Annotated in this window: 22 protein-coding genes and 1 tRNA gene; 11 read left to right on the forward strand and 12 right to left on the reverse strand. The window is 67.8% G+C overall.

What is annotated here, in order from left to right; all coding sequences use genetic code 11:
* Positions 1-22 precede the first annotated feature (22 nt).
* The 8 genes from K1Y73_RS10565 to K1Y73_RS10600 all read right to left on the reverse strand — a co-directional run bounded on the left by K1Y73_RS10565 (position 23) and on the right by K1Y73_RS10600 (position 7,690).
* Entirely contained in the window at positions 23-1,306 is a 1,284-nt protein-coding gene (locus K1Y73_RS10565) for a DUF3422 family protein (RefSeq protein ID WP_225028262.1), read from the reverse strand.
* Between the two features lie 152 nt (positions 1,307-1,458).
* Positions 1,459-2,718 (reverse strand): glutamate-5-semialdehyde dehydrogenase, encoded by a 1,260-nt coding sequence (locus tag K1Y73_RS10570; protein WP_225028263.1) that lies wholly within the window; start codon positions 2,716-2,718, stop codon positions 1,459-1,461.
* A 97-nt stretch (positions 2,719-2,815) separates the two neighbouring features.
* Positions 2,816-3,943 (reverse strand): glutamate 5-kinase, encoded by a 1,128-nt coding sequence (gene proB / locus K1Y73_RS10575; protein ID WP_225028264.1) that lies wholly within the window; start codon positions 3,941-3,943, stop codon positions 2,816-2,818.
* Positions 3,931-4,953: a GTPase ObgE gene (gene obgE, locus K1Y73_RS10580; RefSeq protein ID WP_225028265.1), complete on the reverse strand. Its 1,023-nt coding sequence runs from the start codon at positions 4,951-4,953 to the stop codon at positions 3,931-3,933. The genes proB and obgE overlap by 13 nt, the downstream gene beginning before the upstream one ends.
* A 166-nt stretch (positions 4,954-5,119) precedes the next feature.
* Positions 5,120-5,677: a GNAT family N-acetyltransferase gene (locus tag K1Y73_RS10585; protein ID WP_225028266.1), complete on the reverse strand. Its 558-nt coding sequence runs from the start codon at positions 5,675-5,677 to the stop codon at positions 5,120-5,122.
* Between the two features lie 142 nt (positions 5,678-5,819).
* Complete coding sequence (gene rpmA / locus K1Y73_RS10590) at positions 5,820-6,089, reverse strand: 50S ribosomal protein L27 (RefSeq protein WP_225028267.1); 270 nt, start codon at positions 6,087-6,089, stop codon at positions 5,820-5,822.
* Positions 6,090-6,095: 6 nt separating this feature from the next.
* On the reverse strand, positions 6,096-6,545 hold the full coding sequence (rplU, locus tag K1Y73_RS10595) for a 50S ribosomal protein L21 (protein WP_225028268.1): 450 nt from the start codon (positions 6,543-6,545) through the stop codon (positions 6,096-6,098).
* 215 nt (positions 6,546-6,760) lie between these two features.
* Positions 6,761-7,690, reverse strand: a complete 930-nt coding sequence (locus tag K1Y73_RS10600; RefSeq protein ID WP_225028269.1) for a DUF2059 domain-containing protein — start codon at positions 7,688-7,690, stop codon at positions 6,761-6,763.
* Between the two features lie 297 nt (positions 7,691-7,987).
* On the opposite strand from K1Y73_RS10600, the gene K1Y73_RS10605 reads away from it, so the two are divergent.
* Positions 7,988-8,077 (forward strand) — tRNA-Ser (locus K1Y73_RS10605).
* Positions 8,078-8,240: 163 nt separating this feature from the next.
* Here K1Y73_RS10605 and K1Y73_RS10610 read toward each other — a convergent pair.
* Genes K1Y73_RS10610 through K1Y73_RS10620 form a run of 3 tightly spaced genes read right to left on the reverse strand, consistent with a single transcriptional unit; the run spans position 8,241 to position 13,800 of the window.
* Complete coding sequence (locus K1Y73_RS10610; RefSeq protein WP_225028270.1) at positions 8,241-11,306, reverse strand: efflux RND transporter permease subunit; 3,066 nt, start codon at positions 11,304-11,306, stop codon at positions 8,241-8,243.
* Complete coding sequence (locus K1Y73_RS10615; protein ID WP_225028271.1) at positions 11,303-12,418, reverse strand: efflux RND transporter periplasmic adaptor subunit; 1,116 nt, start codon at positions 12,416-12,418, stop codon at positions 11,303-11,305. The genes K1Y73_RS10610 and K1Y73_RS10615 overlap by 4 nt, the downstream gene beginning before the upstream one ends.
* Entirely contained in the window at positions 12,418-13,800 is a 1,383-nt protein-coding gene (locus tag K1Y73_RS10620; RefSeq protein WP_225028272.1) for an efflux transporter outer membrane subunit, read from the reverse strand. Before K1Y73_RS10620 ends, K1Y73_RS10615 begins: the two co-directional genes overlap by 1 nt.
* 130 nt (positions 13,801-13,930) lie before the next feature.
* On the opposite strand from K1Y73_RS10620, the gene K1Y73_RS10625 reads away from it, so the two are divergent.
* The 3 genes from K1Y73_RS10625 to K1Y73_RS10635 all read left to right on the forward strand — a co-directional run bounded on the left by K1Y73_RS10625 (position 13,931) and on the right by K1Y73_RS10635 (position 17,401).
* Positions 13,931-14,608 (forward strand): response regulator transcription factor, encoded by a 678-nt coding sequence (locus K1Y73_RS10625; RefSeq protein ID WP_225028273.1) that lies wholly within the window; start codon positions 13,931-13,933, stop codon positions 14,606-14,608.
* 5 nt (positions 14,609-14,613) lie between these two features.
* Positions 14,614-15,864, forward strand: coding sequence for a HAMP domain-containing sensor histidine kinase (locus K1Y73_RS10630; RefSeq protein ID WP_225028274.1), 1,251 nt, complete (start codon positions 14,614-14,616; stop codon positions 15,862-15,864).
* Between the two features lie 133 nt (positions 15,865-15,997).
* A complete protein-coding gene (locus K1Y73_RS10635; protein ID WP_225028275.1) occupies positions 15,998-17,401 on the forward strand; it encodes an FAD-binding oxidoreductase in 1,404 nt (467 codons plus the stop codon).
* 15 nt (positions 17,402-17,416) lie between these two features.
* Here the strand turns inward: K1Y73_RS10635 and K1Y73_RS10640 are convergent, their stop codons facing one another.
* On the reverse strand, positions 17,417-18,319 hold the full coding sequence (locus K1Y73_RS10640) for a LysR family transcriptional regulator (protein ID WP_225028276.1): 903 nt from the start codon (positions 18,317-18,319) through the stop codon (positions 17,417-17,419).
* A gap of 130 nt (positions 18,320-18,449) precedes the next feature.
* On the opposite strand from K1Y73_RS10640, the gene K1Y73_RS10645 reads away from it, so the two are divergent.
* The 7 genes from K1Y73_RS10645 to K1Y73_RS10675 all read left to right on the forward strand — a co-directional run.
* Positions 18,450-19,574 carry a 4-oxalomesaconate tautomerase gene (locus tag K1Y73_RS10645; RefSeq protein WP_225028277.1) on the forward strand — a complete coding sequence of 375 codons (1,125 nt, stop codon included), beginning with the start codon at positions 18,450-18,452 and terminating at the stop codon, positions 19,572-19,574.
* A 71-nt stretch (positions 19,575-19,645) separates the two neighbouring features.
* Complete coding sequence (locus tag K1Y73_RS10650) at positions 19,646-21,058, forward strand: MmgE/PrpD family protein (protein ID WP_225028278.1); 1,413 nt, start codon at positions 19,646-19,648, stop codon at positions 21,056-21,058.
* On the forward strand, positions 21,051-21,512 hold the full coding sequence (locus K1Y73_RS10655) for a tripartite tricarboxylate transporter TctB family protein (RefSeq protein WP_225028279.1): 462 nt from the start codon (positions 21,051-21,053) through the stop codon (positions 21,510-21,512). The genes K1Y73_RS10650 and K1Y73_RS10655 overlap by 8 nt, the downstream gene beginning before the upstream one ends.
* A 13-nt stretch (positions 21,513-21,525) precedes the next feature.
* Positions 21,526-23,037, forward strand: coding sequence for a tripartite tricarboxylate transporter permease (locus tag K1Y73_RS10660; protein WP_225028280.1), 1,512 nt, complete (start codon positions 21,526-21,528; stop codon positions 23,035-23,037).
* Positions 23,038-23,098: 61 nt separating this feature from the next.
* The gene (locus tag K1Y73_RS10665; RefSeq protein WP_225028281.1) at positions 23,099-24,112 is read left to right on the forward strand and encodes a tripartite tricarboxylate transporter substrate binding protein; all 1,014 of its coding nucleotides are present in this window, start codon (positions 23,099-23,101) and stop codon (positions 24,110-24,112) included.
* Positions 24,113-24,236: 124 nt separating this feature from the next.
* Positions 24,237-25,613, forward strand: a complete 1,377-nt coding sequence (locus tag K1Y73_RS10670) for an MmgE/PrpD family protein (protein ID WP_225028282.1) — start codon at positions 24,237-24,239, stop codon at positions 25,611-25,613.
* A partial coding sequence (locus K1Y73_RS10675) for a sulfurtransferase (RefSeq protein WP_225028283.1) occupies positions 25,610-26,184 on the forward strand: 575 nt, incomplete at its 3' end. The genes K1Y73_RS10670 and K1Y73_RS10675, both read left to right, overlap by 4 nt.

Here is a 26,184-nt window from a genome sequence, read left to right on the forward strand (position 1 = left end):
ATCGGGGCCGGTCTCATGCCGTCTAATGCATCCCCTTGCGGATCCGCCGGATCATCAGCCAGACCAGCCCGACCACCGGCAGAACCAGCGCGGCGGTCAGCATTTCCTTGGTCAGGCCCAGCTCATGCGCGACCGGATAGGCCAGATAGCCCGCCAGGCTGACTGCGTAATAGCTGATCGCCACCACCGACAGGCCTTCGACCGTGTGCTGCAGCCGCAATTGCAGATCGGCCCGCCGGTCCATGCTTTCCAGAAGCTTCTGGTTCTGCGCCGAGCGTTCCACATCGACCCGCGTGCGCAACAGTTCCGCCGCCCGCGCCGCCCGTTCCGCCATGGCCTGCAACCGGCCCTCGGCCGATTTCACCGTGCGCATCGCCGGATCGAAGCGCCGCATCATGAATTCCGCGAAGGTCTGGCGGCCCTCGATCCGTTCCTCGCGCAACACCTCGATGCGCTGATTGAGGATCGCCTCATAGGCCGCCGTCGCCCCGAAGCGGAACGAGAACCGCACCGCCAGGCTTTCCAGCTCGGCCGAGATCGCCAGCAATTCGTGCAGCGCCGCCTCGGGCGAGCCCGAGGCCGCATCCAAGCCCGAGACCAGCGCCGACAGCGCCGGGTCCAGCGCGTTCAGCCGCGCGGTCAGCGCGCGGGCGCGGATCAGGCCCAGCATCGACATGGCGCGGTAGATCTCGATCTCGCACAGACGCTGGATGATCCGCCCGACCCGCCGCGCCCCGGTTCCCGGCCGCACGAAAACCGCAAAGCGCATATGGCCCGCCGGGTCGATGTGGAAATCGCCCGCCACCACCGCCGCGCCGTCGACCACCCGGCTCATCGCCATGCTTTCCGGCACGAACCAGCCCTCGGCCTGGGCCAGCATCTCGTCCTGATCCTCGGGCATGGCCACGATGCGGATCAGAACCGAGGTCAGCCGCCGCCCCGGCGCAGCTTCCAGCCAGTCGGGCGCGAAGACCCCGGCATCGGCCGGATCGAAAGGCCGCGCCGAGACGCCGGGCCAGAAGGCCGAATAGGTCACGAATTCGGTATGGCTTTCCCATTTCAGCGTGGCCCGCCCCAGCGGGCCGGAGAAATGCGTGGCCTCGGGCTGCGGATGGGCCGAGCCATGCCGGTCCAGAAGCGCCAGAAGATGGGCCCGGTCGCGCCCGCGGTCACGGTTCGCGGCATCGACGGGTTCCTTGAAGGCCACGAAAAGCGCGGTCGAGGGCACTTCAAGCGAGGGGAAGGGCCGCGCATGCAGCTCGTTCACCGTGGCATAGCGCAGGGGATGGTCCTGGTCGGGGGTCATGGGCAGCACCTGAGAAGTCGTTCTCGCGCCATAGGGCGGCCGGCCCCGGCCTTGCCAGAGAATTCATGGAATACAAGGGTATGCAACCGCGCTGTTGCGCGGATGCCATCCCCTGCCCCGAATTGCCCCGAATTGCTCCGAATTGCCCCCGCTCAGGGCCGGATCGTGCCGTCGCCGGTGACCAGATATTTGAAGCTGCACAGCTGCTCGGCCCCCACCGGCCCGCGCGCATGCATCTTGCCGGTGGCGATGCCGATCTCGGCGCCCATGCCGAACTCGCCGCCATCGGCGAATTGGGTGCTGGCATTGCGCATCAGGATCGCCGAATCCAGCCGTTCGAAGAAGCGCGCCGCGGTGGCGTCGTTCTCGGTCAGGATCGCCTCGGTGTGCTGGCTGCCATAGCGGCGGATATGGGCGATCGCCTCGTCCACCCCGTCGACCAGCTTGGCCGCGATGATCTTGTCCAGGAATTCATGGCCGAAATCCTCGGGCGCGGCCTTCACCGTGCCGGGGATCTTCAGCAATTCGCCCTCGGTGCGCACCTCGACCCCCGCGGCCAGCAGATCCTCGATCAGCACGCCGCCATGCTTGGTGTAGAACTGCCAGTCGATCAGCAGGCATTCCGCCGCGCCGCACACCCCGGTGCGCCTGGTCTTGGCGTTCAAGACCACCCGGCGCGCCTTGTCCAGATCGGCGTCCCGGTCGGCATAGACATGGCAGATGCCTTCCAGATGCGCGAAGACCGGCACCCGCGCCTCGCGCTGCACCAACCCGACCAGCCCCTTGCCGCCGCGCGGCACGATCACGTCGATATGCGCGACCGCCTGCAGCATCGCGGTCACCATGCCGCGGTCGCGGGTCGGCACCATCTGGATCGCCGCCTCGGGCAGATGCGCTTCGCGCAACCCCTGCAACAGGCAGTCATGGATCGCCTCGGACGAATGGAAGCTTTCGCTGCCGCCGCGCAGGATCACCGCATTGCCGGATTTCAGGCACAGGGCGCCCGCATCCGCCGTGACATTGGGGCGCGATTCATAGATCACCCCCACCACACCCAGAGGCGTCGCCACGCGCTGGATATGCAGGCCCGAGGGCCGGTCCCATTCCGCCAGCACCCGGCCGACCGGGTCCTTCTGCTCGGCCACCGAGCGCAGGCCGTCGACGATGCCGCGGATCCGGTGGTCGTCCAGCCGCAGCCGGTCCAGCATCGCCGGGCTCAGGCCCTTTTCCTCGGCATAGGCGCAATCCATCGCATTGCCGTCCAGGATTTCCTGCCGCCGGTCCCAGACCGCCGCCGCCGCCGACAGAAGCGCCGCCGCCTTGCGCTCGGACGAGGCGAAGGCCAGTTCGGCCGCAGCCTCGCGCGCCTTGCGGCCGATATCCTGCATCAGATCGCCGAATTGCCCGTCCATGTCGCGCCGCCTTTTCCCCGAGGCCCCGGAGTTTTCGAAAACTCCGAGGCGGAAATTTCGAAATTTCCGCTCCGATTTCTTTGAAGAAATCGGACCGTCACAACACCATATCGTCCCGATGCACCAGCGCCGCCCGGCCCTGATAGCCCAGGATCGCCTCGATCTCGCCAGAGCGATGCCCGGCAATCTGCTTGGCCTCGGCGGCGGTATAGCGCACCAGCCCCTTGCCCAGAACCGCGCCTTCGGGCGACAGGATCGCCACCGGCTCGCCCCGGCCGAAATTGCCGCTGACCCGCGTCACCCCCGCCGGCAGCAGGCTTTTACCCGCCCGCAAAGCCGCCACGGCGCCGGCATCCAGCACCAATTCACCCTTGGGCTTCATCGCGGCGATCCACAGCTTGCGCGCCAGCTGCGGGTCGGACGAGGGCACGAACCAGGTCCGCGCCGCGCCCTGGGCCAGCGCGGTCAGGGGCCGCAGGACCGAGCCTTCCATGATCGCCATGGCACAGCCGCCCGCCACGGCGGTCTTCGCCGCCAGAAGCTTGGTCTTCATCCCGCCCTTCGACAGGCCGGAAATCGGATCGCCCGCCATCGCCTCGATCTCGGGGGTGATGGTGTCGACCACATCGAAGCGCCGGGCCGTCGGGTCTTCCTTCGGATTGGCGGTGTAGAAGCCGTCCACATCCGACAAAAGCACCAGCTGATCCGCGCCCACCGTCACGGCGATCTGCGCGGCCAAGCGGTCATTGTCACCGAAGCGGATCTCGTCCGTCGCCACCGTGTCGTTTTCATTCACGATCGGCACGGTGTGCAGGCTGAGCAGCGTCTCCATCGTGGCGCGGCTGTTCAGATAGCGGCGCCGGTCGGCGGTATCTTCCAGCGTCACCAGAACCTGCGCCGTGGTGATGCCATGCGGTGCCAGCACTTCCTCATAGGCGCGCGCCAGCCGGATCTGCCCCACCGCCGCCGCGGCCTGGCTTTGCTCCAGCGTCAGGGCGCCCGCGGGCAGGCCCAGCACCATCCGCCCCAAAGCGATCGAGCCGGAAGACACCAGCACCACTTCGGTGCCGCGCGTCTTGGCCTCGGCCACATCCAGCGCCAGCGCCGACAGCCAGGCCTGGCGCAGGCCCTTCTGCCGGTCGACCAGCAGGGCCGAGCCGATCTTCACCACCAGCCGTTTCGCCGCCCGCACATCGGGGGCGGCCCGCAGGATCACGGAGTCCATGCGCCCTGCGCCTCCTGCGCCTCGTCCCCGGAAATCTCGGCATAGATCGCCCGCAGCACCTCGGGAATGCCGCGCCCTGCCACGCCCGAGATCACATGCACCGGCCCGCCGCTGGCCTTTTCCAGCGCCCGCCGGCGGTCCGAGATCTGCTTCGGCTCCATCGCGTCGACCTTGTTCAGGGCCAGGATGCGGGGCTTGTCGCCCAGCACCTCGGAATAAGCCTCAAGCTCGGTCACGATGGTGCGGTAATCCTTGACGATCGTCGAAGAGGTGCCGTCGACCAGATGCAGCAGCACCTTGCAGCGTTCGACATGGGCCAGGAACTGCATGCCCAGGCCCCGGCCTTCCGAGGCGCCCTCGATCAGGCCCGGGATGTCGGCGATGACAAACTCGTGCCCGTCAATGCCCACCACGCCCAGATTGGGCACCAGCGTGGTAAAGGGGTAATCGGCGATCTTCGGGCGCGCATTCGACACGGCGGCAAGGAAGGTCGACTTGCCGGCATTGGGCAGGCCCACCAGCCCCGCATCGGCGATCAGCTTCAGCCGCAGCCAGATCGTGCGTTCCACGCCTTCCTGCCCCGGATTGGCCCGCGCCGGCGCCCGGTTGGTACTGGATTTGAAGCGCAGATTGCCCCAGCCGCCATTGCCGCCCGCCGCCAGACAGACGCGCTGCCCCGGCTCGGTCAGATCGGCGATCACGGTTTCCTCGTCCTCGTCCAGAATCTCGGTGCCCAGCGGCACTTTCATGACGATGTCGTCGCCGGATTTCCCGGTTTTCTGGTTGCCCATGCCGGGCTGGCCGGATTTGGCAAAGAAATGCTGCTGATAGCGATAGTCGATCAGCGTGTTCAGCCCATCCACCGCCTCGGCCCAGACCGAACCGCCATGGCCGCCGTCCCCGCCATCGGGCCCGCCGAATTCGATGAATTTCTCGCGCCGGAACGAGACGCAGCCGGCCCCGCCGCCGCCCGAGCGGATATAGACTTTGGCAAGGTCAAGGAATTTCATCTCAGGCCGCTTTCATGGGAATAAAGGGGCGATACAGGATCGGCGCCCAAGTCTCAAGCCGCACAGGACCGCGCTGCTGCCTTCCTCTCTGCGGAAATATCCCACGGGGGTCCGGGGGTGTGAAACCCCCGGCGCCGGGACGAAGCGCTCCGCAAGGGCAAGGCCCTCAGTCCAGCTTGCGCAGATAGGTCCAGGTTGGCACGACCGCGTGGCGCGCCACCGAAAACGCCTCGGCATCGCCCAGATACTGGAAGCCCGCATTGGTCAGGACCCGGGCCGAGCCGGGATTGTCCTGGAACACCTCGGCGAAATAGGTGCGGTCCTGCAGCGGGTTGGCCGCGACCAGCGCCCGCACCGCTTCCGAGGCGATGCCGGAATTCCAGAAGGCCGGCGCCACCCAATAGGCGACTTCGGACTGGTTGCCCTTGCCGGCGCCGCATTCCATCGGCTTCAGACTGATCACCCCCAGCAGCTCGCTCAGTCCGGTGGCCGAGCCGTCCATCGCCCAGACCGAGCCCGGACGTTCGTGCTTCATCGCGCGCGCCACATAGGCCTCGGCCGCGCCCGGCGGGAAGGGATGCGGGATGTTCTGCGTCGCCTCGGCCACCCGGCGGTCGGCTGCGTAATGCGCGATCAGGCCGGTATCCGACGGGCGGACCGGGCGCAGCACGAAGCGGCCGGCGGCGATCTGGCCTTCGGCGGCAGGGATCATATCCAGAACCATGGCTTTCTCCTCGTGAAGCACATGTGGGGGCAGGCCCCCGACTTTCCAACGCCGCCCCGGCAAAACCGCGGCGGAAATGCGAAAAGGGACCGGCTTTTCAGCCGATCCCCCCGATAGATTCGGATTGTAAGGGTTTTTCGGCTTACTCGGCGGCCTCCGCCACCGGGAGGACCGAAATGAAAGTGCGGCCTTTGAGGCCCTTCTTGAAGGTTACCTTGCCTTCCACGGTCGCGAAGATCGTGTGGTCGGTGCCCATGCCGACGCCTTCACCCGGGAACCAGGTCGTGCCGCGCTGGCGGCAGATGATGTTGCCCGGAATGGCGGTCTGGCCACCATACAGCTTCACGCCCAGGCGACGGCCCGCGGAATCGCGGCCGTTGCGCGACGAACCGCCTGCTTTCTTGTGTGCCATGGGATGTTACTCCTTCGCTTCCGCGGCCTTGCGGGCGCGCTTCGGTTTCTCGGCGGCCGGCTCGGCGGCCTTGGCGGCGCCGGGGGCCTCATGCGCGGCCAAGCGCGCAGCGGCGGTGCCGGTGGCTTCCTTGACGCCGGTCTTGTCGGCGCCCGATTCCAGCACGTCGGTCACGCGCAGCAGCGTCAGTTGCTGACGATGGCCACGGGTCCGCTGCGAGGAATGCTTCCGGCGGCGCTTGTGATACGAGATGGTCTTCGGACCCTTGATCTGCTCGATCACTTCGGCCTGCACGGCGGCGCCGGCGACCAGGGGGGCACCGACGGTGGTGCCCAGCATCAGGATCTCGTTGAACTGGATCTTGTCGCCAGCGGCGGCATCAAGCTTTTCCACGCGCAGCACGTCGCCCGCCTGGACCTTGTATTGCTTGCCGCCGGTCTTGAGGACCGCAAACATGGGTCTTTCCTTTTCCTTCTCCGCGCCCTGCGGCCCCGTTTCCGGCGTTCGGGGGGTGGTGGCCTTGCGGCCCCTGCCCCGCCTTCGGACAGCGCGCCCCTTGCGGGGCGGTGTTGCATATAAAACCCCGCCCGGGAGTCGCCCCCCAGGCCGGATGCGCGCTTATGCGGTCTTCGCCCCCGCCTGTCAAGCGCCGCGCAGGCAGGCAGGCCGGGTCAGATATCCGTCGATTGCGCCGTCGCGGCCACCGCCGCCCCCAGATCCTGCGACAGCGGCGCGAAGACCGCATCCGAGCCCGCGAACAGCGCCGCATTCACCGCCTTGCCGGCCGGGCTGGCCCAGAAATCAATATAGGATTTCAGCTCGGCATCGCTGAGCGGCGCATAGGCCATGGTCAGATAGGAATAAAGCCAGGTCGTGGTCGAGGCGCGAATCCCCGCCTCCTGCCCCCAGACCTCGGCCATCATGTCGTCGGGATCCTGACGCTGGCCGGGCGGCATCGCGTCCGAAAGGCCGCGGCTGAAGGCCAGATTCGCCCCCAGCGCGCCGGCCACGTTCATCTCGACCAGATCGCCCGCCTCGATCATCCGGCGGATCAGCCGCAGCCGCGGATCGCGCGCGGCCTTCATCTTCTCGGCCGCGACCTCGGCCGCCTCGCTGATATCGTCGTCGATCATGGCGCGCCGCGCGTCGATTTCCAGCCCCAGCACCTTCTGGCCCAGGGCCGAGCCGAAGAAGGCCTCGGCTTCCGCCACGGCGGCGGGGTCGGTCTTCAGCGCCGCCTCGAAGGCCGCGACGAAGCGGCTTTGCATCAGCGCGGGGTCATAGATCCGCGCCACGGTCTGCGCCCAGGCGGCACCGCCCCGGCCGGGGAAGAAGCCCTTCTCCAGATCGGCGCCATGGGCCTTGCCCTCTTCGACCATGATCGCGAAGGTCTGGTCCATCCGCATCAGATCGGCCAGCCGCGCCGCGGCCGAGGGCGCGGCGGCCTGGGTCAGCGCCTCGGCCGAGGCGCCGGGCTGGCCCTGCTCCTGCGCCTGGCCCTGCGCCCGGGCGGGGGCGGTCATCAGATGGGTGGCGGGCAGCGTCACGGCCAGCGCCGCCGCGAAACCGGCGGCCAGAAGTTCGAGATGCGGCTTCGGCATGGACGGGCCTTTCCTGTTGCACGCGCGCAGCCCCCCTTGGACGGGTGGGAGCCTGCACGATCACGCTATGCCGGCCCGCCGCCTGGGAAAAGACGCCGCCGACTCAAACCTGCGTGTAGAGCGGCATTCCCCACCCTTCGGCCCCGCCAAGGCACAGCCACTGCCCCGGCCGACAGGCCCGCGCGGGGCCTGCCGGACAAGTCTTTCCGGCGCCCGTCAAAAACCTGTTGAAAACGGGCTTGCGCTTCCCCTGCCGCCCCGCTACATCCCCGCCCACTGAAACGACCCCCAAAGCGCGGAGAGGTGGCGGAGTGGTCGATCGCGCCGGTCTCGAAAACCGGAGTGCCTGCAAGGGTACCGTGGGTTCGAATCCCACCCTCTCCGCCACATATCCCTGACAGTGTTGGATTTCCTGTGAAGATCGACGGTCTTTCCAGGATGCGGCGCGCGCCCTGCGCACCCGAAGCTTCGCGCCCCATTGCCCCGCAAAGGAACCGTGGCCCGCGCAAGGGGCCAGGGCCTCGTCATGCCGGGCGACGCCGGTGCCGCGTCAGCCCGGCGTCTTCCGGCGGAACAGCCGGGCCAGCATGTGTTCAAGATCGTCGATGAGGGTGAAGGCCACCGGAATCACCACCAGGCTCAGGAAGGTCGAAGTGATCAGCCCGCCGATCACCACCACGCCCATCGGCTGGCGGAAGCTCGGGTCGCCCGAGACCAGGCTCAGCGCCGCGGGCGCCATGCCGCCGGCCATGGCCACCGTGGTCATGATGATCGGCCGCGCCCGCTTGTGGCAGGCATCGACCAGCGCATCGAAGCGCGACATGCCCTGATTGCGCGCGGTGATCGCATATTCGACCAGAAGGATCGAATTCTTCGACACGATCCCCATCAGCAAAAGCAACCCGATCACCGCCGGCATCGAAAAGCTTGTCCCGGTCAGAACCAGCGGCAACAGCGCCCCGCCCAGCGCCAGCGGCAAGGCCATCAGGATCGTCACCGGCTGCAGGAAATCGTGGAACAGCAGCACCAGCACCGCATAGATGCAGAAGATGCCGATCGCCATCGCGGTTGCGAAAGAGCTGAACAATTCGCTCTGGCGCTTCAGATCGCCCTGCTCGACCGTTTCAACCCCGCTGGGCAGGTTCCGATAGCTGTCAAGCTGCCTGACCTCGGCCATCACATCCGACAGATTGCGGCCGTTCAGCTCGATCGAGATCGAGACATTGCGCTTGCGGTCCAGCCGGGTGATCTCGCTGGGCGCCGATCCCATGGTGATCTCGGCAATCACCCCCAGCGCCACATTGCCATTGGCACCGGCAACCGGGATCAGCGCGATCTGGTCCAGCGTCTCGCGGTTGGTTTCGGCCAACAGGATGCGGATCGCCACCTGACGCTCGGGCAGGTTCAGCTTTGATAGCGCCGAATCGTAGCCCCCCGCAGTCGCAACCCGCACCGCATCCGCAATCGCCCGCGAGGTCACGCCCAGCGCCGCGGCCCGGGCCAGATCGGGGGTGATCACGATCTCGGGGCTTTGCAGCGCGGCCGAAGAGGTGACATTGCCGATGCCCGCAATGCGGGTGCGGATCTCGGCCTCAAGCGCGGATGCCGCCGCTTCCAGCACCGCCGATGTGTCGCCCGCCAGCGTGACCTGCAATTCGGTGCCATTGCCGCCGGTGCCAACCTCGACCCGCACCCCCGGAAGCTGTTCCAGCGCCTGGCGCAGATCGGCCTCGATCTCGGACTGGGTTTCGCTGCGGTCGTCGATCGGCGTCAGATTGACGACCAGCGTCGCCGAATCCACCGACTGGCTTGACCCGCCGCCCCCCATGCCCCCGGTCGAGGCCGTGCCGGTGGCCACGAAAACGCCGGTCACATGGTCGCGGCCGCGGATCGCCTGGGCCGCGGCAAGGGCGGCCTTGTCGGTATCCTCGATCTGCGTGCCGGGGGGCGCGGTGACGACCACGCGGGTCTGGCTGTCATCCGAGGCCGGGAAGAACCCGGTCGACATCTGCGTGACGACCAGCCCGGTCGCCGCGAAAAAACCGATCACCCCCGCGACCGGAATCCAGCGCCGGCGCAACATCAGCTTCACCAGCGCGATGTAACGGCGCATCGCCCAACCGTCCGGCTTCTCGACATGGGCCGAGGTCTTCAGCATATGGGCCGCCATCATGGGCGTCACAAGCCGCGCCACCAGCAGCGAGAACAGCACCGCCACCGATGCGGTGATCCCGAACTGCTTGAAGATGATCCCCGGAATGCCGCCCATGAAGGCCGTGGGCAGGAAGACCGCGACCAGCGAGAAGGTGGTGGCGATCACCGCCAGACCGATCTCGTCGGCCGCCTCCATCGCGGCATCATAGGCGGTCTTGCCCATCTGCAGATGGCGCTCGATGTTCTCGACCTCGACGATGGCATCGTCGACCAGGATCCCCACCACCAGCGACAGCGCCAGAAGGGTGACGGTGTTCAGGCTGTAGCCCATCTGATCCATCACCAGGAAGGTGGGGATGATCGACAGCGGCAGGGCGACGGCGGCGATGAAGGTGGCCCGCCAGTCGCGCAGGAACAGGAAGACCACCACGATCGCGATGGCCGCGCCCTCATACAGCATGTGGATCGAGGCGTCGTAATTCTCTTGCGTCGGGGTGATGGTGTTATAGGCCTCGGCCAGGGTCACTTCGGGATGCGCGGCCCCGAACTCGGCCAGGGCCGCGCGCACGCCTTCGGTCACGGCGACATCGGAAAAGCCCTTGGACCGTTTCACCTGCAGCGCGATCACCGGCGCGCCGTTCAGATAGGCCAGCGAGCTGCGGTCGGCATGGGTGTCGGTGACGGTGCCCAACTCGTCCAGCCGCACCCAGCCGCCATTCGGCAGCGGAATGGGCGTGGCCCGCAGATCCTCGACCGAGGCGGCGGCGGCGCGCACCCGCAGCGACTGGCTGGCGCTGCCGACCCGGCCCTTGCCGCCCGACAGATCGCGCTGCACATCGTCAAGCTGGCCGTTCACATCGGCCGCCGTCAGGCCCAGACCGGCCATCAGGTCGGGGTCAAGCTGCACGCGGATCTCGCGGTCGATGCCGCCCAGCCGGCTGACCTCGCCCACCCCGTCGACGGCCATCAGCACCCGCTCGATGTCATTGTCGATCAGCCAGCTCAGCTCGGCCTCGTCCAGCGTCTGCGCGCTGACGACATAGGTGACCAGCGGCGAGGATCCCAGTTCCGATTTGGTGACCGTGGGCGTCTCCATCCCTGCGGGCAGGTCGGATTTCACCTGGTCGACGGCGCTTGACACCTCGTCCAGCGCGACCTGGGCGTCCTTGCCCAGATCGAAAGAGACATCGATCTGCACCGCGCCATCGGTGATCGTCGTCGTCACCGAATCCAGCCGGGTCAGGCCCGTCAGCTCATCCTCGATCTTGCGGGCGACTTCGGTTTCCAACTGCGCCGCCGCCGCGCCCTCAAGACTGGCCGAGATGGTGATCGTCGGCAGATCCATGTCGGGGAAGTTCTGGATATCCAGCCGGTTGAAGCTCATCAGCCCGACAACGGTCAGCAGAAGGAAGGCCAGAATCGGTGGAACGGGGTTGCGGATCGCCCAGGCCGAGAAATTCATTCCGCCGCCTCCACCACACGCACCAGCGATCCGTCGTTCAGGAAGGCGCCGCCCGCCTTGACCACCTGTTCATCGCCAGTCAGCCCCGACAGGATTTCCACCCGCTCGCCCTGGCGCCGCCCGATCTCGACCCGCTTGCGCGTGACCTTGGCCGGCTGCGACCCCGGGTCCAGAACGAAGACATAGGTGAACCCGTCGCGGATCGAGCTGGCCGTCGCGGGCACGGTCAGCGCCTCGGTCCGGCCCAGGTCGAACCGGCCGGTGACCATCATTCCGGTGCGCGGCATCGGCAGGCCCTCGGGCGGGGTCAGCGCGACATAGACGATCACCCGCCCCGTCGTCTCCGAGGCATCGGGCGCGATCTGGCGCACTTCGCCCGGAACATCGGTGCCGATCGGGGTCGGGATCGCGACCTTGGTTCCCACCGTGATCTGGCGCAGAAAGCGCAGCGGCACTTCGGCCTGCCATTCGATCCGGTTCTGCCGGATCAGCCGGAACAATTCGCTGCCGCCGGACACGACCGCCCCCAGCGCCGCCGACCGCGCCGAGATGACCCCGTCGTCGGGTGCAAGGATCTGGCTGCGCGCCAGATCCAGCCGCGCGCTGGCCAGCGCCGCCTGCGCCGAGGCGAGCTCGGCCTCGGCCTTGCGCTCGGCCACGTAATATTCGGTCGCCTGCTGATCGGACAGCGCGCCGGACTGGCCACCGGCCAGGCTGCGCGCGCGGTCGGCATCGGCCTTCGCCTCCTCCAGCGTCGCCTCGGCCGACATCACCGCCGCCTCTTCCTGCAGGACGGCATTTTCAAGCGTCTCGGTCGACAGCCGGGCCAGAAGATCGCCCTTCCGCACCGCCGCGCCCACATCGACCTCGACGCTTTCGATGCGCTGGCCCGAGATTTCCGACGCGATCACCGCCTCGTGCCAGGGCTTCAGCCGGCCATTGGTTTCCAGCGTGACCGGCCAAAGCAGCCGCTCGGGTCTGACAAGCTCGACCGTCAGCGCCGCATTGGCCGACCCGCCCTCGGCGGCCGTGTCTTGCGCGACACCGGCGCCGGCGGCCGGCAGAAGCAGCGCCAGAAGCGCGATCGTCAGGGGCAGCCTGGGGGCGTTCATCATTCTTTTCCTTCACTCTGAGGCAAGGCCGCGGCCTGGGCCTGGGCCGGGCGGGTCCAGCCGCCCCCGGCCGCCTTGAACAGCGCGACCCATTGCAGGATTTCCGCCTCGCGCTGCTCGACCTCGGTGATCTGGGCGGTTTGCAGGCTGCGCCGCGCCGTTTCGCGGTTGAGAAGCGTCTCGCCGCCGGCCCGCCACTTCGCATCGAGCGCGTCGAAATAGGCCTGATAGCCCGCCACCGCCTTGCGGGCGCTGGCGCCGTTGCGCCGGGCCGCCGCCAGCCGGGTCATCGCCCCCTCGGTTTCGGCCACGGCCGACAGCACCGCCTTGCGCCAGCTTTCCCCCGCGATCTGCGCCTCGGCCTGGGCGCTGCGCAGGCTGGCCCGCGCCGCCCCGCCGTCAAAGATCGGCAAGGACAGCGCCGGGCCGAATTGCCAGCTTTTCGGATCGGTCAGGGTGATCGACCCGCCCAGCGACAGCGACGGGAACAGATCGGCCTGCGCCGCGCCCATGCTTGCCAGGGCGGCGGCGAAGGTCAGCTCGGCCTCGATGATGTCGGGGCGCTGGCGCAGCACCTCGGCCGGAACCGAAGACACGCGGAAGGCCCTGGGCACCGGCAGACCGCCGCCGCGCGACAGGATCGCGTCGATCTGCCCCTGGCTGACGCCCACGCTGACCGCCAGCGTCTGCGCCAGAACCCGGCAATCGGCGGTCTGGCTTTCCAGCGCGATCGCCGCGCTGGCGACCGAGGCCTCGGCCAGCGCCGCGTCGCTTTGGGGCGCAAGACCGGCCCGGACCAGATCGCCGGTCGCGCGCAGCGTGTCGCGCTGCGAGCCCAGCGCGGCGCGGTAGATCGCCTCGATCCGCATGCAGGCGCGGTATTGGACAAAGCCGCTTGCGACTTCGGCCGACAGGCTGACATGGGCGCCGCGGAAGGCCGCCTCTTCGGCCGCGGCCGACAGACGCGCCGCCTCGGCCGTCTGGCGGGCCTTGCCGAACAGGTCGATTTCCCAGGAGGCATCGAATTTCGCGGTATCGTCCGTCGCCCGCGCCGTGTCGGCCTGTTTGGTGACGCTGCGCGCCAGATCGGCGGTCAGCACTGGCGCAAGCCCGGCATCGCCTTGCCCGGCCACCGCCCGCGCCTTCATCACGGCCGCCGCCGCGCTGCGCAGGCTGGGGCTGTTGGCATCCGCCAGGCGCAACAGATCGGCCAGCTGGGCATCGTTGAACTGCCCCCACCAGGTCAGGTCGATGGCCGAGCCGGCCTGCGGCGCGTCCGCGGCAAACCGGGCCGAGACCGCCTGCTGCGGGGCTGGCGGCACGATCGCCGCGGCACAGGCCGACAGCGCCAGCACAGAGATCAGGCCAGGAAGGGGACGCATCGCAGGCTCCATCAATCGCCCGCCCTTGTGGCCCGCCCCTGTGTGAAGATGTGTAAAGCGGGGGAAAAGAAGGGTAATTCTTCGCCCTTTCGCCGGTCTTTGCGCTATCAGATCAGGCGGAGGAACGGCGATGGCTTCTGTTCTGCTGATCGATGACGACACGGCCCTGGCCGAGCTTCTTGCCGAATATCTTGGCCAGGAAGGCTTTGCCGTGACCCATCTTGCCGATGGCCGCCGCTGCATCGGCGCCATTGCCGAGGCTAGGGCCGAGATCGTGGTTCTGGACATCATGATGCCCGGGATCAGCGGCATCGAGGTGCTGCGCCGGATCCGGCGCGAAAGCAATGTGCCGGTGCTGATGCTGACCGCCCGCGGCGACGAGGTGGACCGGATCGCCGGGCTGGATCTTGGGGCGGACGACTATCTGGCAAAGCCCTGTTCGCCGGGCGAGCTGGCGGCGCGGCTGCGCGCCATCCTGCGGCGCGGCGGCGGCCGCTCGGCCCCGGGCAAGGTGCTGACGGCGGGCGGGCTTCTGATCGACACCGCCCGCCGCCGCGCGCATTGGCACGACACCGCGCTGGACCTGACCGGGGCCGAGTTCAACCTGCTTGAGGTGCTTGCCGCCAATGCCGGGCGGATCGTGTCGCGGCAAGAGCTGTCCGAACAGGGGCTTGGCCGGGCGCTGGCGCCCTATGACCGATCGGTCGACGTGCATATCTCGGCGATCCGGCAGAAGATCGCGGCCGCCAACGGCGCCGCGGCCATCCTCAGCGTGCGGGGCCAGGGCTATCAGCTGGTTCCCGCATGAGGCAGATGGTCCTTCGCTTCTTCTGGTATATCTGGGCGGCGATCATCGGCACGTCGCTTCTGGTCATCGTGCTTGCGGTCAGCCTTGGCCTGCGCCCGCCCGACCAGGTGCCGGTCGAGACCCTGGCCGGTACCCTGCAGATCGCCGCGCGCGAGGCGTTTCTGGACGGCGGCAAACCCGCGGTGGAAGCGCTGCTGTCCCGCGATGAGCAGGTGGCCGATCTGTTCGCGCTGGTCGAAAGTCAGGGCGCCGACTGTGCGGGCGACGACCGGATCGGCCCGGTCGGGGCCACGGGCTGCCTGCGCCTGCAGCTTCTGGCGCCGCCCTTCGGCAGCCTGCGCCGGTTCCTGCCCTTCCTGACGCCGATGACCGCGGGCGCCGGGATCAGCCTGGTGATCGCGCTGATGCTGGCGCGGCGCTTCGTCCGCCCGATCCAGCGCCTGGGCGAGGCGCTTGCCGATCTGTCCAAGGGCGATCTCGACCGGCGGATCGGCCCCGCGCTCAGCCATTCCGAGCCGGCCATCGCCGATGTCGGCCGCGCCTTCGACATGGCGGCCAGCAAGCTGCAGGAACTGACCGAAAGCCGCTCGCGCCTGTTTCACGACATCTCGCATGAAATCCGCTCGCCGCTGGCACGGCTGCAGGTCGCCACGGCGCTTCTGCACCAGAACCCGGCGCGGCTCGAGGCGATGCTGCCGCGGATCGAGGCCGATATCGCCCGCGTCGACCGGCTGGTCGAGGAAATCCTGACGCTGGCGCGGCTGGAACGCGGCGGGCTGGCGGTGCTGCAGCCGGTCGAGATCGACCTGCTGGAAATCCTGGACCCGATGCTGCGCGATGCGGCCCTCGAGGGGCAGGTGCGCCAGGTCGGGCTGCGCTATCACGGGCCGGACCGGCTGGATCTGCGCTGCGACCCCGAATTGCTGCACCGCGCCTTCGAGAACATCCTGCGCAACGCCCTGCGCTATTCGCCCCAAGGCGGCACGGTCGAGGTCACCGTCGCCCTGCAGGACGGCGCCGTCGTCGTGACCTTCCGTGACGACGGGCCGGGGATCGACGCGACGCAGCTGACCCATATCTTCCACGCCTTCGTGCGCGATCAGACCGGCAGCGGCACGGGCTTGGGCCTTGCCATCGCCGCCAATGCCATCCGGCTGCATGGCGGCACGGTGCGGGCCGAAAACCTGCCGGGCGGCGGGCTGAAAATCACCGCCACCCTGCCCGCCTCGGGCGCCGATCGCCCCCAGGCCGGATGACCAGCAAGGCCGCTGCCCGCCGCCGCCCCGCCTTCACGAAGCGGATCAAACCCGCCAAATGTTGCATTTGATGGATTGCCATCGGCGCCCTATGACAGCGCCACAGCGATACGCAGATCAACCGGAGTCCGTCATGCAAGACCTGTCGCAGGCCCCCAACAGCGCCCTGGAAGCCGCCCTCGCCGAGCTGGAGCCGCTGTTCGGCACCAGGCTCAGCCGGGCGGTGGCGCTGCGCGAACAGCATGCGCGCGACATGAGCTGGCATGTCGCCCCGCTGCCCGATGCGGTGGTCTTCGTCCAGTCCACCGCCGAGGTTCAGGCGGTGATGCGGATCTGCCATCGCCACGCGGTTCCGGTGATCGCCTTCGGGGCGGGCTCGTCGCTGGAGGGGCATATCCATGCGCCGAAGGGCGGGATCAGCCTGGACCTGTCGGGGATGAACCGCATCCTGCAGCTGAATGCCGAAGACCTGGACGTCACCGTCGAGGCCGGCGTCACGCGTGAGGCGCTGAATGCCCATCTGCGCGATACCGGCCTGTTCTTCCCGATCGACCCCGGCGCCAATGCCACGCTGGGCGGCATGGCCGCCACAAGGGCCTCGGGCACCAATGCGGTTCGCTATGGCACGATGGCGACCAATGTGCTGGCGCTTGAGGTGGTGCTGCCCGACGGCCGGCTGATCCGCACCGGCACGCGGGCACGCAAATCGGCGGCGGGCTATGACCTGACGCATCTTTTCGTGGGCTCGGAAGGCACGCTGGGCGTCATCACCGCCGTCACCCTTCGGCTTTACGGCATCCCCGAGACGATCTCGGCCGCGGTCTGCGCCTTCGACAGTCTGGAAGGCGCGGTGCAGACCACGATCCTGGCAATCCAGATCGGCATTCCCATGGCGCGGATCGAATTGCTGGACGAGGTGCAGATCGCGGCGGTGAACCAGGATTCCGGCCTGGGTCTGCCCGAGGCGGCGACGCTGTTCCTGGAATTCCACGGCTCGCCCGAGGGCGTGGCCGAACAGGTGCGGCTGTTTGGCGAACTGGCCGAGGCGAATGGCGGTCAGGGCTTCCGCTGGGCCACCGCCACCGAGGAGCGGACCGCGCTGTGGAAGGCGCGCCACCATGCGCTCTTCGCCGCCAAGGGTCTGCGGCCGGGCTGCGAGGTGTTCATCTCGGATGTCTGCGTGCCGATCTCGGCCATGGCGGGCGCGATTGTCGAGGTGCAGCGCGACATCCGCGACAATGGCCTGACCGCGCCGATCCTGGGCCATGTCGGCGACGGGAATTTCCACGTGCTGTTCCTGATGGATCCCGCCGATGCCGACGAGATCGCCCGGATCAAGGCGGTCAACGGCCGGATGATCGACCGGGCGCTGGCCGTGGGCGGAACCTGCACGGGCGAGCATGGCGTGGGCGTCGGCAAGAAGGCCTATCTGCGCAAGGAACAGGGCGAGGCGGTGGATCTGATGGCCGCGATCAAGGCCGCCATCGACCCTTCGGGGATCATGAACCCCGGCAAGATCTTCGATCCCCTGCCCTGACCCGGGCGCGGCGCGTCAGGCCTCGGGCTGCCAGGTGCCGATCAGCATCTTCAGAAAGCGCTCGGCCGCGGGCGACAGCGTCACGCTGCGGCGCTTGAGGATGCCGATCGTGCGGGTGACTTCCGGCTGCCCGACCGGCACCGCCGCCAGGAACGGATGATCGCCCTGCGGCATCGCCAGCCGGGGCAGAACCGCGATGCCCAGGCCCGCCTCGACCAGCCCAAGCGAGGTGGACAGGTGGGTCACCTCATAGGTCCAGGGTAGGTTCTGGTTCGACTTGGCCAGGGCCGAATCCAGCAGGGTCCGGTTGGCCGATGACCGATGCACCGAAATCAGCGGGCAGCGCTGCAGATCGGCCCAGGTGACCTGGGGCTTGTTCGCCAGCCGGTGATCCTTGCGCGCCGCCAGGACGAACGGGTCTTCGATCAGGCGGATGAAATCCAGATCCGGGTCGGTATTGCCCATGAAGTTGATCCCGAACTCCACCTCGCCCCGCGCAACCGCCTGCACGCCCTGCGTGGCCGGCACGTCCAGGATCGAGAAGCGGACATGCGGGAATTCCTCGGAGAAGCGGCGGATGACCGAGGGCAGGAAGTAGAAGGCCGCGGTCGGGATGCAGGCCATGTTGATCGTCACCGCCCGCTGCGGCCGCGTCCCGCGCGAGGTGAAAAGCGAGCCGTCGAATTCCTCAAGCATGCGGCGCACCAGCGGCAGCAGTTCCATCCCCATCGCGGTGGGGGTGACATGCCGGGTCGTGCGATCCAGCAGCGCGCCGCCGATCGTCTGCTCAAGCTTCTGGATCCGCCGGCTCAGCGCGGGCTGCGAGATGTTCAGCGCATCGGCGGCCCGGTGAAAGTTGCCCAGTTCCACCACCATCAGGAAGCATCGCAGGTCCAGGATTTCGCAGTTGATGCGCAAGATGGATCGCTCCGTGAAATATTTGCATTTCCAATACTATTCGATTTGAGAAATGCTTCAATGGCAGGGATTGATGCGTTTTGCGCATCGACTTTTGCACATATTGAATTGGACTTGGAAGGCGAGTTGAATGAACGACCAACGGGGAATCCCCTGCGTCATGATGCGGGGTGGGACATCGCGCGGGCCCTTTTTCCTGGCCCAGGATCTGCCCGAAGACCCCGAGCTGCGTGACGAGATCCTGATTGCCGCCATGGGCGCGGGCCATCCGCTGCAGATCGACGGCATCGGCGGCGGCAATGCGGTGACCAGCAAGGTTGCCATCGTCTCGCGCTCGACCCGGCCGGGCGTGGATGTGGACTATCTGTTTGCCCAGGTCTCGGTGGCCAAGCGCGTGGTCGATACCTCTCCCAATTGCGGAAACATGCTGTCGGCGGTCGGGCCCTTTGCCATCGAGGCGGGGCTGATCCCGGTTTCCGACCCTGTCACGCTGGTGCGCATCTACAATGTGAACACCCGCTCGATGGTCGAGGCCGAGGTGCAGACCCCCGGCGGCATGGTCACCTATGGCGGCACGGCGAAGATCGACGGCGTGCCGGGCACGGCGGCGCCGGTGATGCTGACCTTCCTGGATGCCTCGGCCCAGGCGCAGGACACGATGTTCCCGACCGGCCAGACGGTGGACCGGATCGGCGGGATCGAGGCCACCTGCATCAATGCGGCGATGCCGATGATGGTGCTGCGGGCCGCCGATATGGGCGTGACCGGCCATGAAACCGCGGCCGAGCTGAATGCGAATGCCGATCTTCTGGCCCGTCTGGAAGAGATGCGCCGCGAGGCGGGGCGCCGGATGGGGCTGGGCGACGTGTCCGAAAAGGTGGTGCCGAAGCCGGTGCTGATCGCGCCGCCCGCGGGCGAAGGCGACCTGGCGGTGCGCTATTTCATGCCGGCAACCTGCCATCCCACCCTGGCCACCACGGGCGCCATCGGGCTTGCGACCGCAAGCACCGTCTCGGGCACGCTGGTCGCGCAGCTGATCGGTCTGCGCACGCCGCCTTCGGTCGTGGTGTTCGAACATCCGATGGGCCGCATGGATGTGGGCATGCGCCAGCGCGGCGACCGGACCGTGGCCAGCCTGCTGCGCACCGCGCGCCGGCTGTTCGAGGGCCGCATCCTGGTGCCGGCCGCGACGGGAACAGAACGAAAGCCCCGGACGGGCACCCCGATCGAGAAGGAAACGCCTGTCTCGGCATGAAGCTATAGAATGGCCCCCGGGCGGAGGATGCCTGAAAAGGTGCCCGGGCAGCCAGGACAATGGGAGGAAAGATGACGAAAGCAAGGACGGCGTCCTTTGCCGCGGCAGAGAATATTCTGGGGCTCGCGCAAGGTGCGTTCCCGGCCGAGGCGCGCGACCGCGCGCTGATGGCGATTGTCGACACGCTGGGCGTGACGCTGGCGGGCGCCGTGCATGACGGCCAGTCCCGGCTGGCCCGCGCGGTTCTGCCGGGCACCGGCGACGGGCCGGCCGCGGTGCTGGGCGGCACGCGCCGGATCGGCATGCTGGATGCGGCCCTGCTGAACGGCACCGCCGCGCATATGCTGGATTACGACGACAGCAACTCGCATCTTTTCGGCCATGTCTCGGTCGCGGTCCTGCCGGCGCTTCTGGCTCTGGCCGAGCAGCAGAAAGCCAGCGGCGCCCAGCTGATCCACGCCTTCATCTGCGGCTTCGAAACCGCGGCGCGCTTTGGCAATACCGTCAGCAAGTTCCAGTATACCAACGGCTGGCATCCGACGACGACCGTGGGCCTGTTCGGCGCCGTCGCCGCCTGCGGGGTTCTGGCCGGGCTGGACCAGCGTCAGATGGCCATGGCCATCGGCATCGCCACCCATCTGGCCTCGGGGGTGAAATCCAATTTCGGCTCGATGACCAAGCCGCTGGGCGTCGGCAATGCCAATCGCAACGCGCTGCTGGCGGTGCTGCTGGCGCAAGAGGGCTTCACCTCGGGCGAGGCCGCGCTGGAACATCACCACGGCTATTTCAACGCCTATAACCGCGGGATGGAGAATGTCGATCTTGACGCGCTGGTCCAGCCCTGGACCGGCGAATTGAAGATCCTCGACCGCAAGAAGGGCATCAAGCAGAAGCGCTATCCCTGCTGCTATGCCACGGCGCCCGGGCTGGACGGCCTTCTTGATCTGCGCGCGGAACACGGGCTGACCGCGGAGGACATTGAGTCGATCGAAGTCGCGGTGCATCCGATCCGCTTCCCGCATATCAACGTGCCCGACCCCGCAACGCCGCTGGCCGCCAAATTCTCGATGACCTATTGCGCCGCCCGCGCCATCGTCGAAGGCCGCGTGGTGATGAGCGATTTCGATGAGGGCCCCGCCTTCTCGGATGCCGCGACCCGCGCCCTGATGGCCCGCAGCCGGCTGGTCCGCTACACCCGCGAAAATCCCAGCGGCGCCGATGTGACCATCGTGACCCGCGACGGCCGGACCCTGACCCGCTATGTCGAGGCGGCGATGGGGTCGACCTACGATCACCCGATGACGCCCCAGATGGTGCGCGAGAAGTTCCTGGATTGCGCCGCTCTGGTCACCGGGCGCGACGGCGCGGTGGCGCTGTGGGAGGCGCTGCTGGCGCTGCCCGGCTGCAGCGATCTGTCCGGGATGACCGCGCAGATGCTGCGCCCGGCAGCGGCTGCGGACCGGCGGGTCGCGGCCCATGGTTAATGTCATCCTCGCCCTTGTGGCGCTGGGCATTGCCGCGCTTTACGGCCTGGGCATCGCCGCCATCCCGCAGATGATGTTCGGCGACGTCCTGGGCCCGACCGCCTATCCGCGGCTGCTGATGATCCTCTTGATCGGCGTGGCGGGGCTTTTGCTGGTCGAGGGCATGCGCGAGAAAAGCTGGGCGCCGGCCCGCGCCAATCTGCGCGCCTTCCTGCGCGAGGATGCGCTGACCTTCGTGCTGGCGGCGGGGGCGGTTCTGGCCTTCTTCCTGCTGTTCCGCCCGCTTGGCTACCTGCTGTCGACGCTGCTGTTCCTTCTGGTGTCGATGCTGGTCCTGTATCGCGGGCCGCGCTGGATTCCGGTCGCGGTGACGCTGGGCTTTTGCGGCGCAAGCTATCTGATCTTCGTCCATGCATTCGGAACGCAGCTGCCTCGCGGCCTGCTGCCGTTCTGACGGAGGAACCGACATGCTTCCCATCGACCATATCCTGAACGGCTTCTCCGTCGCCTTCCAGTTCCACAATCTGGGCTTTGCGCTGCTGGGCTGCGTGCTGGGCACGCTGGTCGGCGTGCTGCCCGGGCTGGGCCCGGCCGCCGGCATGGCACTGTTGCTGCCGCTGACCTTCGGCATGGAGCCGACCACCGCGCTGATCATGCTGGCCGGCATGTATTACGGCGCCATGTATGGCGGATCGACCACCTCGATCCTGATCAACACCCCCGGCGAGGCCTCGTCGGTGATGACGGCGATCGACGGCTATCAGATGGCCCGCAACGGCCGGGCGGGCGCCGCGCTGGCGGTCTCGGCCATCGCCTCGGTCATTGCCGGCACGTTCAGCGTGATCGCGCTGACGCTGATGGCCGTGCCGCTGGCGCGGTTCGGGCTGAAATTTGGCCCGGCCGAGCATTTCGCGATCCTGATCTTCTCGATGGCCGCGGTTTCCAGCCTGACCGGAAAATCGGTGGCGCGCGGTCTGTTTTCCATGGTGATCGGGCTGATGATCTCGACCATCGGCATCGACCTGCAAAGCGGCATGCCGCGCTTTACCGGCGGCAATCTGGAACTGCAGGACGGGATCAGCTTTCTGGTCGCCGCCGTGGGCTTCTTCGCCATTGCCGAAGTGCTGGTCAATGTCGAGGAACATCTGCGCGGCAATTCCACCGTGCTGGCGATCAAGGGCCGGCTGTGGCTGACGGCCGAGGAATGGCGGCGGTCCTACATGCCGATCATCCGCGGCACGCTGATCGGTTTCTTCAAGGGCGTGATCCCGGGCGGCGGCGCCACGATCTCGACCATGCTCAGCTATTCGCTGGAACGCTCGATCCACAAGGAGAAGGAAAAGTTCGGCACCGGCATGATCGAGGGCGTCGCCGGACCCGAGGCCGCGAACAATGCCGCGGTGGGTGGCCATATGGTGCCCCTGCTGGCGCTGGGCATCCCGACCGGCACCACGACGGCGATCCTGCTGGGCGCCTTCATCATCTTCGGCATCCAGCCCGGTCCGCTGCTGTTCACCCGCAACCCCGATGTGGTCTGGGGGCTGATCGGGTCGATGTATATCGGCAACCTGATGCTGTTCGTGCTGAACCTGCCGCTGATCGCGCTGTTCGTGCGGGTGCTGCACACGCCGACCGGCATCCTTCTGCCGCTGATCCTGGTGATCGCCTCGATCGGGGTCTATTCGATCGACAATTCGGCGCAGGACCTGCTGCTGACCTGGTGCTTCGGCATCGCGGGCTATGCGTTCAAGAAATGCGACATCCCGATCGCGCCGCTGATCCTGGCAATGGTCCTGGGCGGCAAGATGGAACAATCGTTCCGCCAGTCGATGACGATCTCGGGCGGAGACCCGGCGATCCTCTGGTCCAGCTGGATTGCCGTCCTGTTCCTGGCCCTGGCGGCGCTGATGGTGCTTGGCCCGCTGGTCCTGCGCCTGCTGCGCCGCCGCCGCGTGGCGCAGGCCACCCCTGCCCAATGACCACCACCCCGAACACCCGGCCCGAAGACCGGCCAGACGATCTCATGAGGAGGAAAGACAGATGACCAAATTCACCACCCCGACGCGCCGCGCCTTTCTGGGCACGACCGCGCTGGCCCTTGCCGCGGCGGCCCTGCCCGGCATCGCCGCCGCCCAGGACGGCTGGAAGCCCGAACACGCGGTCGAGATCGTCGTGGGCGTGGCCCCCGGCGGCGCCAATGACCGCACGGCGCGCGATGTCGAGGCCAATCTGAAGGCCATCGGCGCGATCCCGAACGACAGCATCACCGTCAACAAGCCCGGCGGCGGCCATTCCGTCGCGCTGGCCTATACGATCAGCCATGCGGGCGATGCGCATTATCTGCAGGTGATCGGCGGCGTCATGCTGTCGAACAACATCCTTGGCCGCAGCCCGCAGAAATACACCGACGTGACGCCGATCGCGATGCTGTTCAACGAACAGATGGCCTTCGCCGTCGCCAAGGACAGCAAGATCACCGATGCGAAGATGCTGCTCGAGATGCTGGCCGCCGATCCGGGGTCGGTCTCGTTCTCGATCTCGACCGGGATCGGCACGACGAACCACATCTCGGCGCTTCTGGTGGCCAAGGCTGCGGGCGCGGATGTGACCAAGCTGAAGGCCGTGGCCTTCGACAGCTCGGCCGAGGGCGTGACGGCCACGCTGGGCGGGCATGTCGACGTCGCCATCACCACTCCCTTCGCGCTGGATCCCTTCGTCGAATCCGGCGAGCTGCGCTATATCGCGGTTGCCAGCGAAACCCGCGGCACCGGCCTTCTGGCCGAGGTTCCGACCTGGAAGGAACTGGGCGTCGATGCGGTGGTCTATGCCTGGCGGTCGGTCGTGGCACCTCCGGGCCTGACCGAGGCGCAGATCGCCTATTGGGACAAGTCCTTCGGCGAATTGCAGGCCTCGCAGGCCTGGCAGGACATGCTGGCGAAGGAAAACCTGATGCCGGCGCCGATGGACAGCAAGACCTTCGCGGCCTTCCTGGAGACGGAAAACGCCCGCTACACCGAGCTTCTGTCCAATGTCACGGAACCGGCCAAGAACTGACCGGGCCTGACCGATCGCCATTGCTGCGGGCCCTGTGGCCCGCAGCCCACCCCCTTCTCTGCCCCTGCGCTGCCGTCTCGGCCCCCCCTTCCCTCTCGCGCGCGCATCCCAAGGAACCCCTGCCATGACCCAGACCCAGCCGCTTGCGCCGATCCCGACCCGGGGCGCGCAGCTTGTCGATTTCATTGCCGCCGCCGAAGGGCGCGCCTATCCGCCCGAAGTGCTGGACGCCGCCCGCAAGGCCTTTGTCGATTATCTGGGCGTGACGCTGGGCGCGATGCAGGATGCGCCGGTTCGCGCCGTCTCGGCCGCGATCCGCGACTGGAACGCGCCGGGCAAGGCCACGGTCTTTCACAGCTACACCACCGCGCCGGCCCTGGCCGCGCTGGTGAACGGCACCGCCACCCATTCGCAGGATTACGACGACACCCATCCCCTGGGCGCGGGCCATCCCTCGGGCCCGGTCTGGTCGGCGACGCTGGCCATGGCGCAGGAGCTGGGCCTGTCCGGCGGCGCGATGATCGGCGCCTATATCACCGGCTATGAGGTGATGGCCAAGCTCGGGAATGGCGGGCCGAACGGCGTTGGCCGGGCGCTGCAGCGCAACGGCTTTCACCCGACCTCGGTCGTGGGCCGCGCCGGCGCGGCCGCCTCGACCGCCGTGCTTCTGGGGCTGACGCCGCATCAGACCGGCTCGGCGCTGGGCAATGCCGCAACCACCATGGGCGGGCTGGTCGGATCCTTCGGCACCCATTCGAAACCCTTCCATGCCGGCAAGGCCGCGATGGACGGGATCATGGCCGCGCAATATGCCGCCCATGGCTATGAGGCCGCGCAGACCCTGTACGAGATCAAGGGCGGCTGGCTGTCGGCGCTGATCCAGGATGCCTCGGGCGAGATCCCGACTCTGGACGATTTCGGCACGCGCTGGGAAATCCTGGGCAACGGGTTCAAGCTGTTCGCCTCGTGCCGGGCCACCCATGCCTCGACCGAAACCGCCCGCAGCCTGGCCGACAAGGTCAAGGGCCGGGCGATCCGCTCGGTCCATGTGCGCACCCACGGCCATGCGCTGGTCACCGCCGGCAAGGGCAAGCCCGTGACGCCGCTGGAAGGCAAGTTCTCGATCCCGTTCTGCGTCGCGATGGGCCTGTCGGGCCGCCACCTTCTGCCCAGCGATTTCGTCGAGGCGACGCTGCAGGAGGCGCCGATCATGGCGCTGATCGACAGGATCACCGTGCAGCCTGTGGTCGGGCAGTCGCCGGCCGAGGCGCATGTCGAGGTGGTGATGGAAGACGGCGAAGTGCTGAAGGCCACGACCAAGATCCTGAAAGGCCACCCCGACAATCCGCTGTCCTGGGACGAATTGCGCCACAAGTTCGAGGCCATGGTCTCGCCGCTGCACAGCGCGGCCGATGTGGACGCGCTGTATGAGGCAGCGCGCAGCATCGACACGCCCGAGGCCCTGGCCCAGGTGATGCGGATCGCGGGGCCGCAGCAATGATGCGGCGCGACCAACCCCTGGTCTCGACCCGCTGGGTGGCCGAGCATCTGGGCGCGCCCGGGTTGGTGGTGCTGGACGCGACCTTCGTGCTGCCGGGCGGCAAGCCCACCGCGGCCGAGCTTTACGCACAGCGCCATCTGCCCGAGGCGGTGTTCTTCGACATCGATTCCGTGGCCGATCACGACACACCCCTGCCCCATATGCTGCCCACGCCCGAGGCTTTCGCGCGGATGATCGGCGCGCTGGGGATCGGCAATGAAACCGCGGTCGTGGTCTATGACACGCCGGGGCTGATGTCGGCCGGCCGCGCCTGGTGGACGCTGCGCGCCTTCGGCCATGACCGGGTCGCGGTGATGGATGGCGGCTTGAAGAAATGGCAGGCCGAGGGCCGGCCGCTGACCGACCGGGTGCCGAAGCCGCGCCCGGCCCGCTTTACCCCCGCCTTCCGGCCCGATCTGGTCCGGGCGCGCGACCAGGTTCGCGCGGCGCTGGAAACGGGTTCGGCGCAGGTCGTCGATGCCCGCTCGGCCGCGCGCTTCACCGGCAGTTTCGACAGGATCACCGCCGCCAC

This window comes from Xinfangfangia pollutisoli (assembly GCF_020179405.1).
In the GTDB taxonomy this organism is placed as follows: Bacteria; Pseudomonadota; Alphaproteobacteria; order Rhodobacterales; family Rhodobacteraceae; genus Pseudogemmobacter; species Pseudogemmobacter pollutisoli.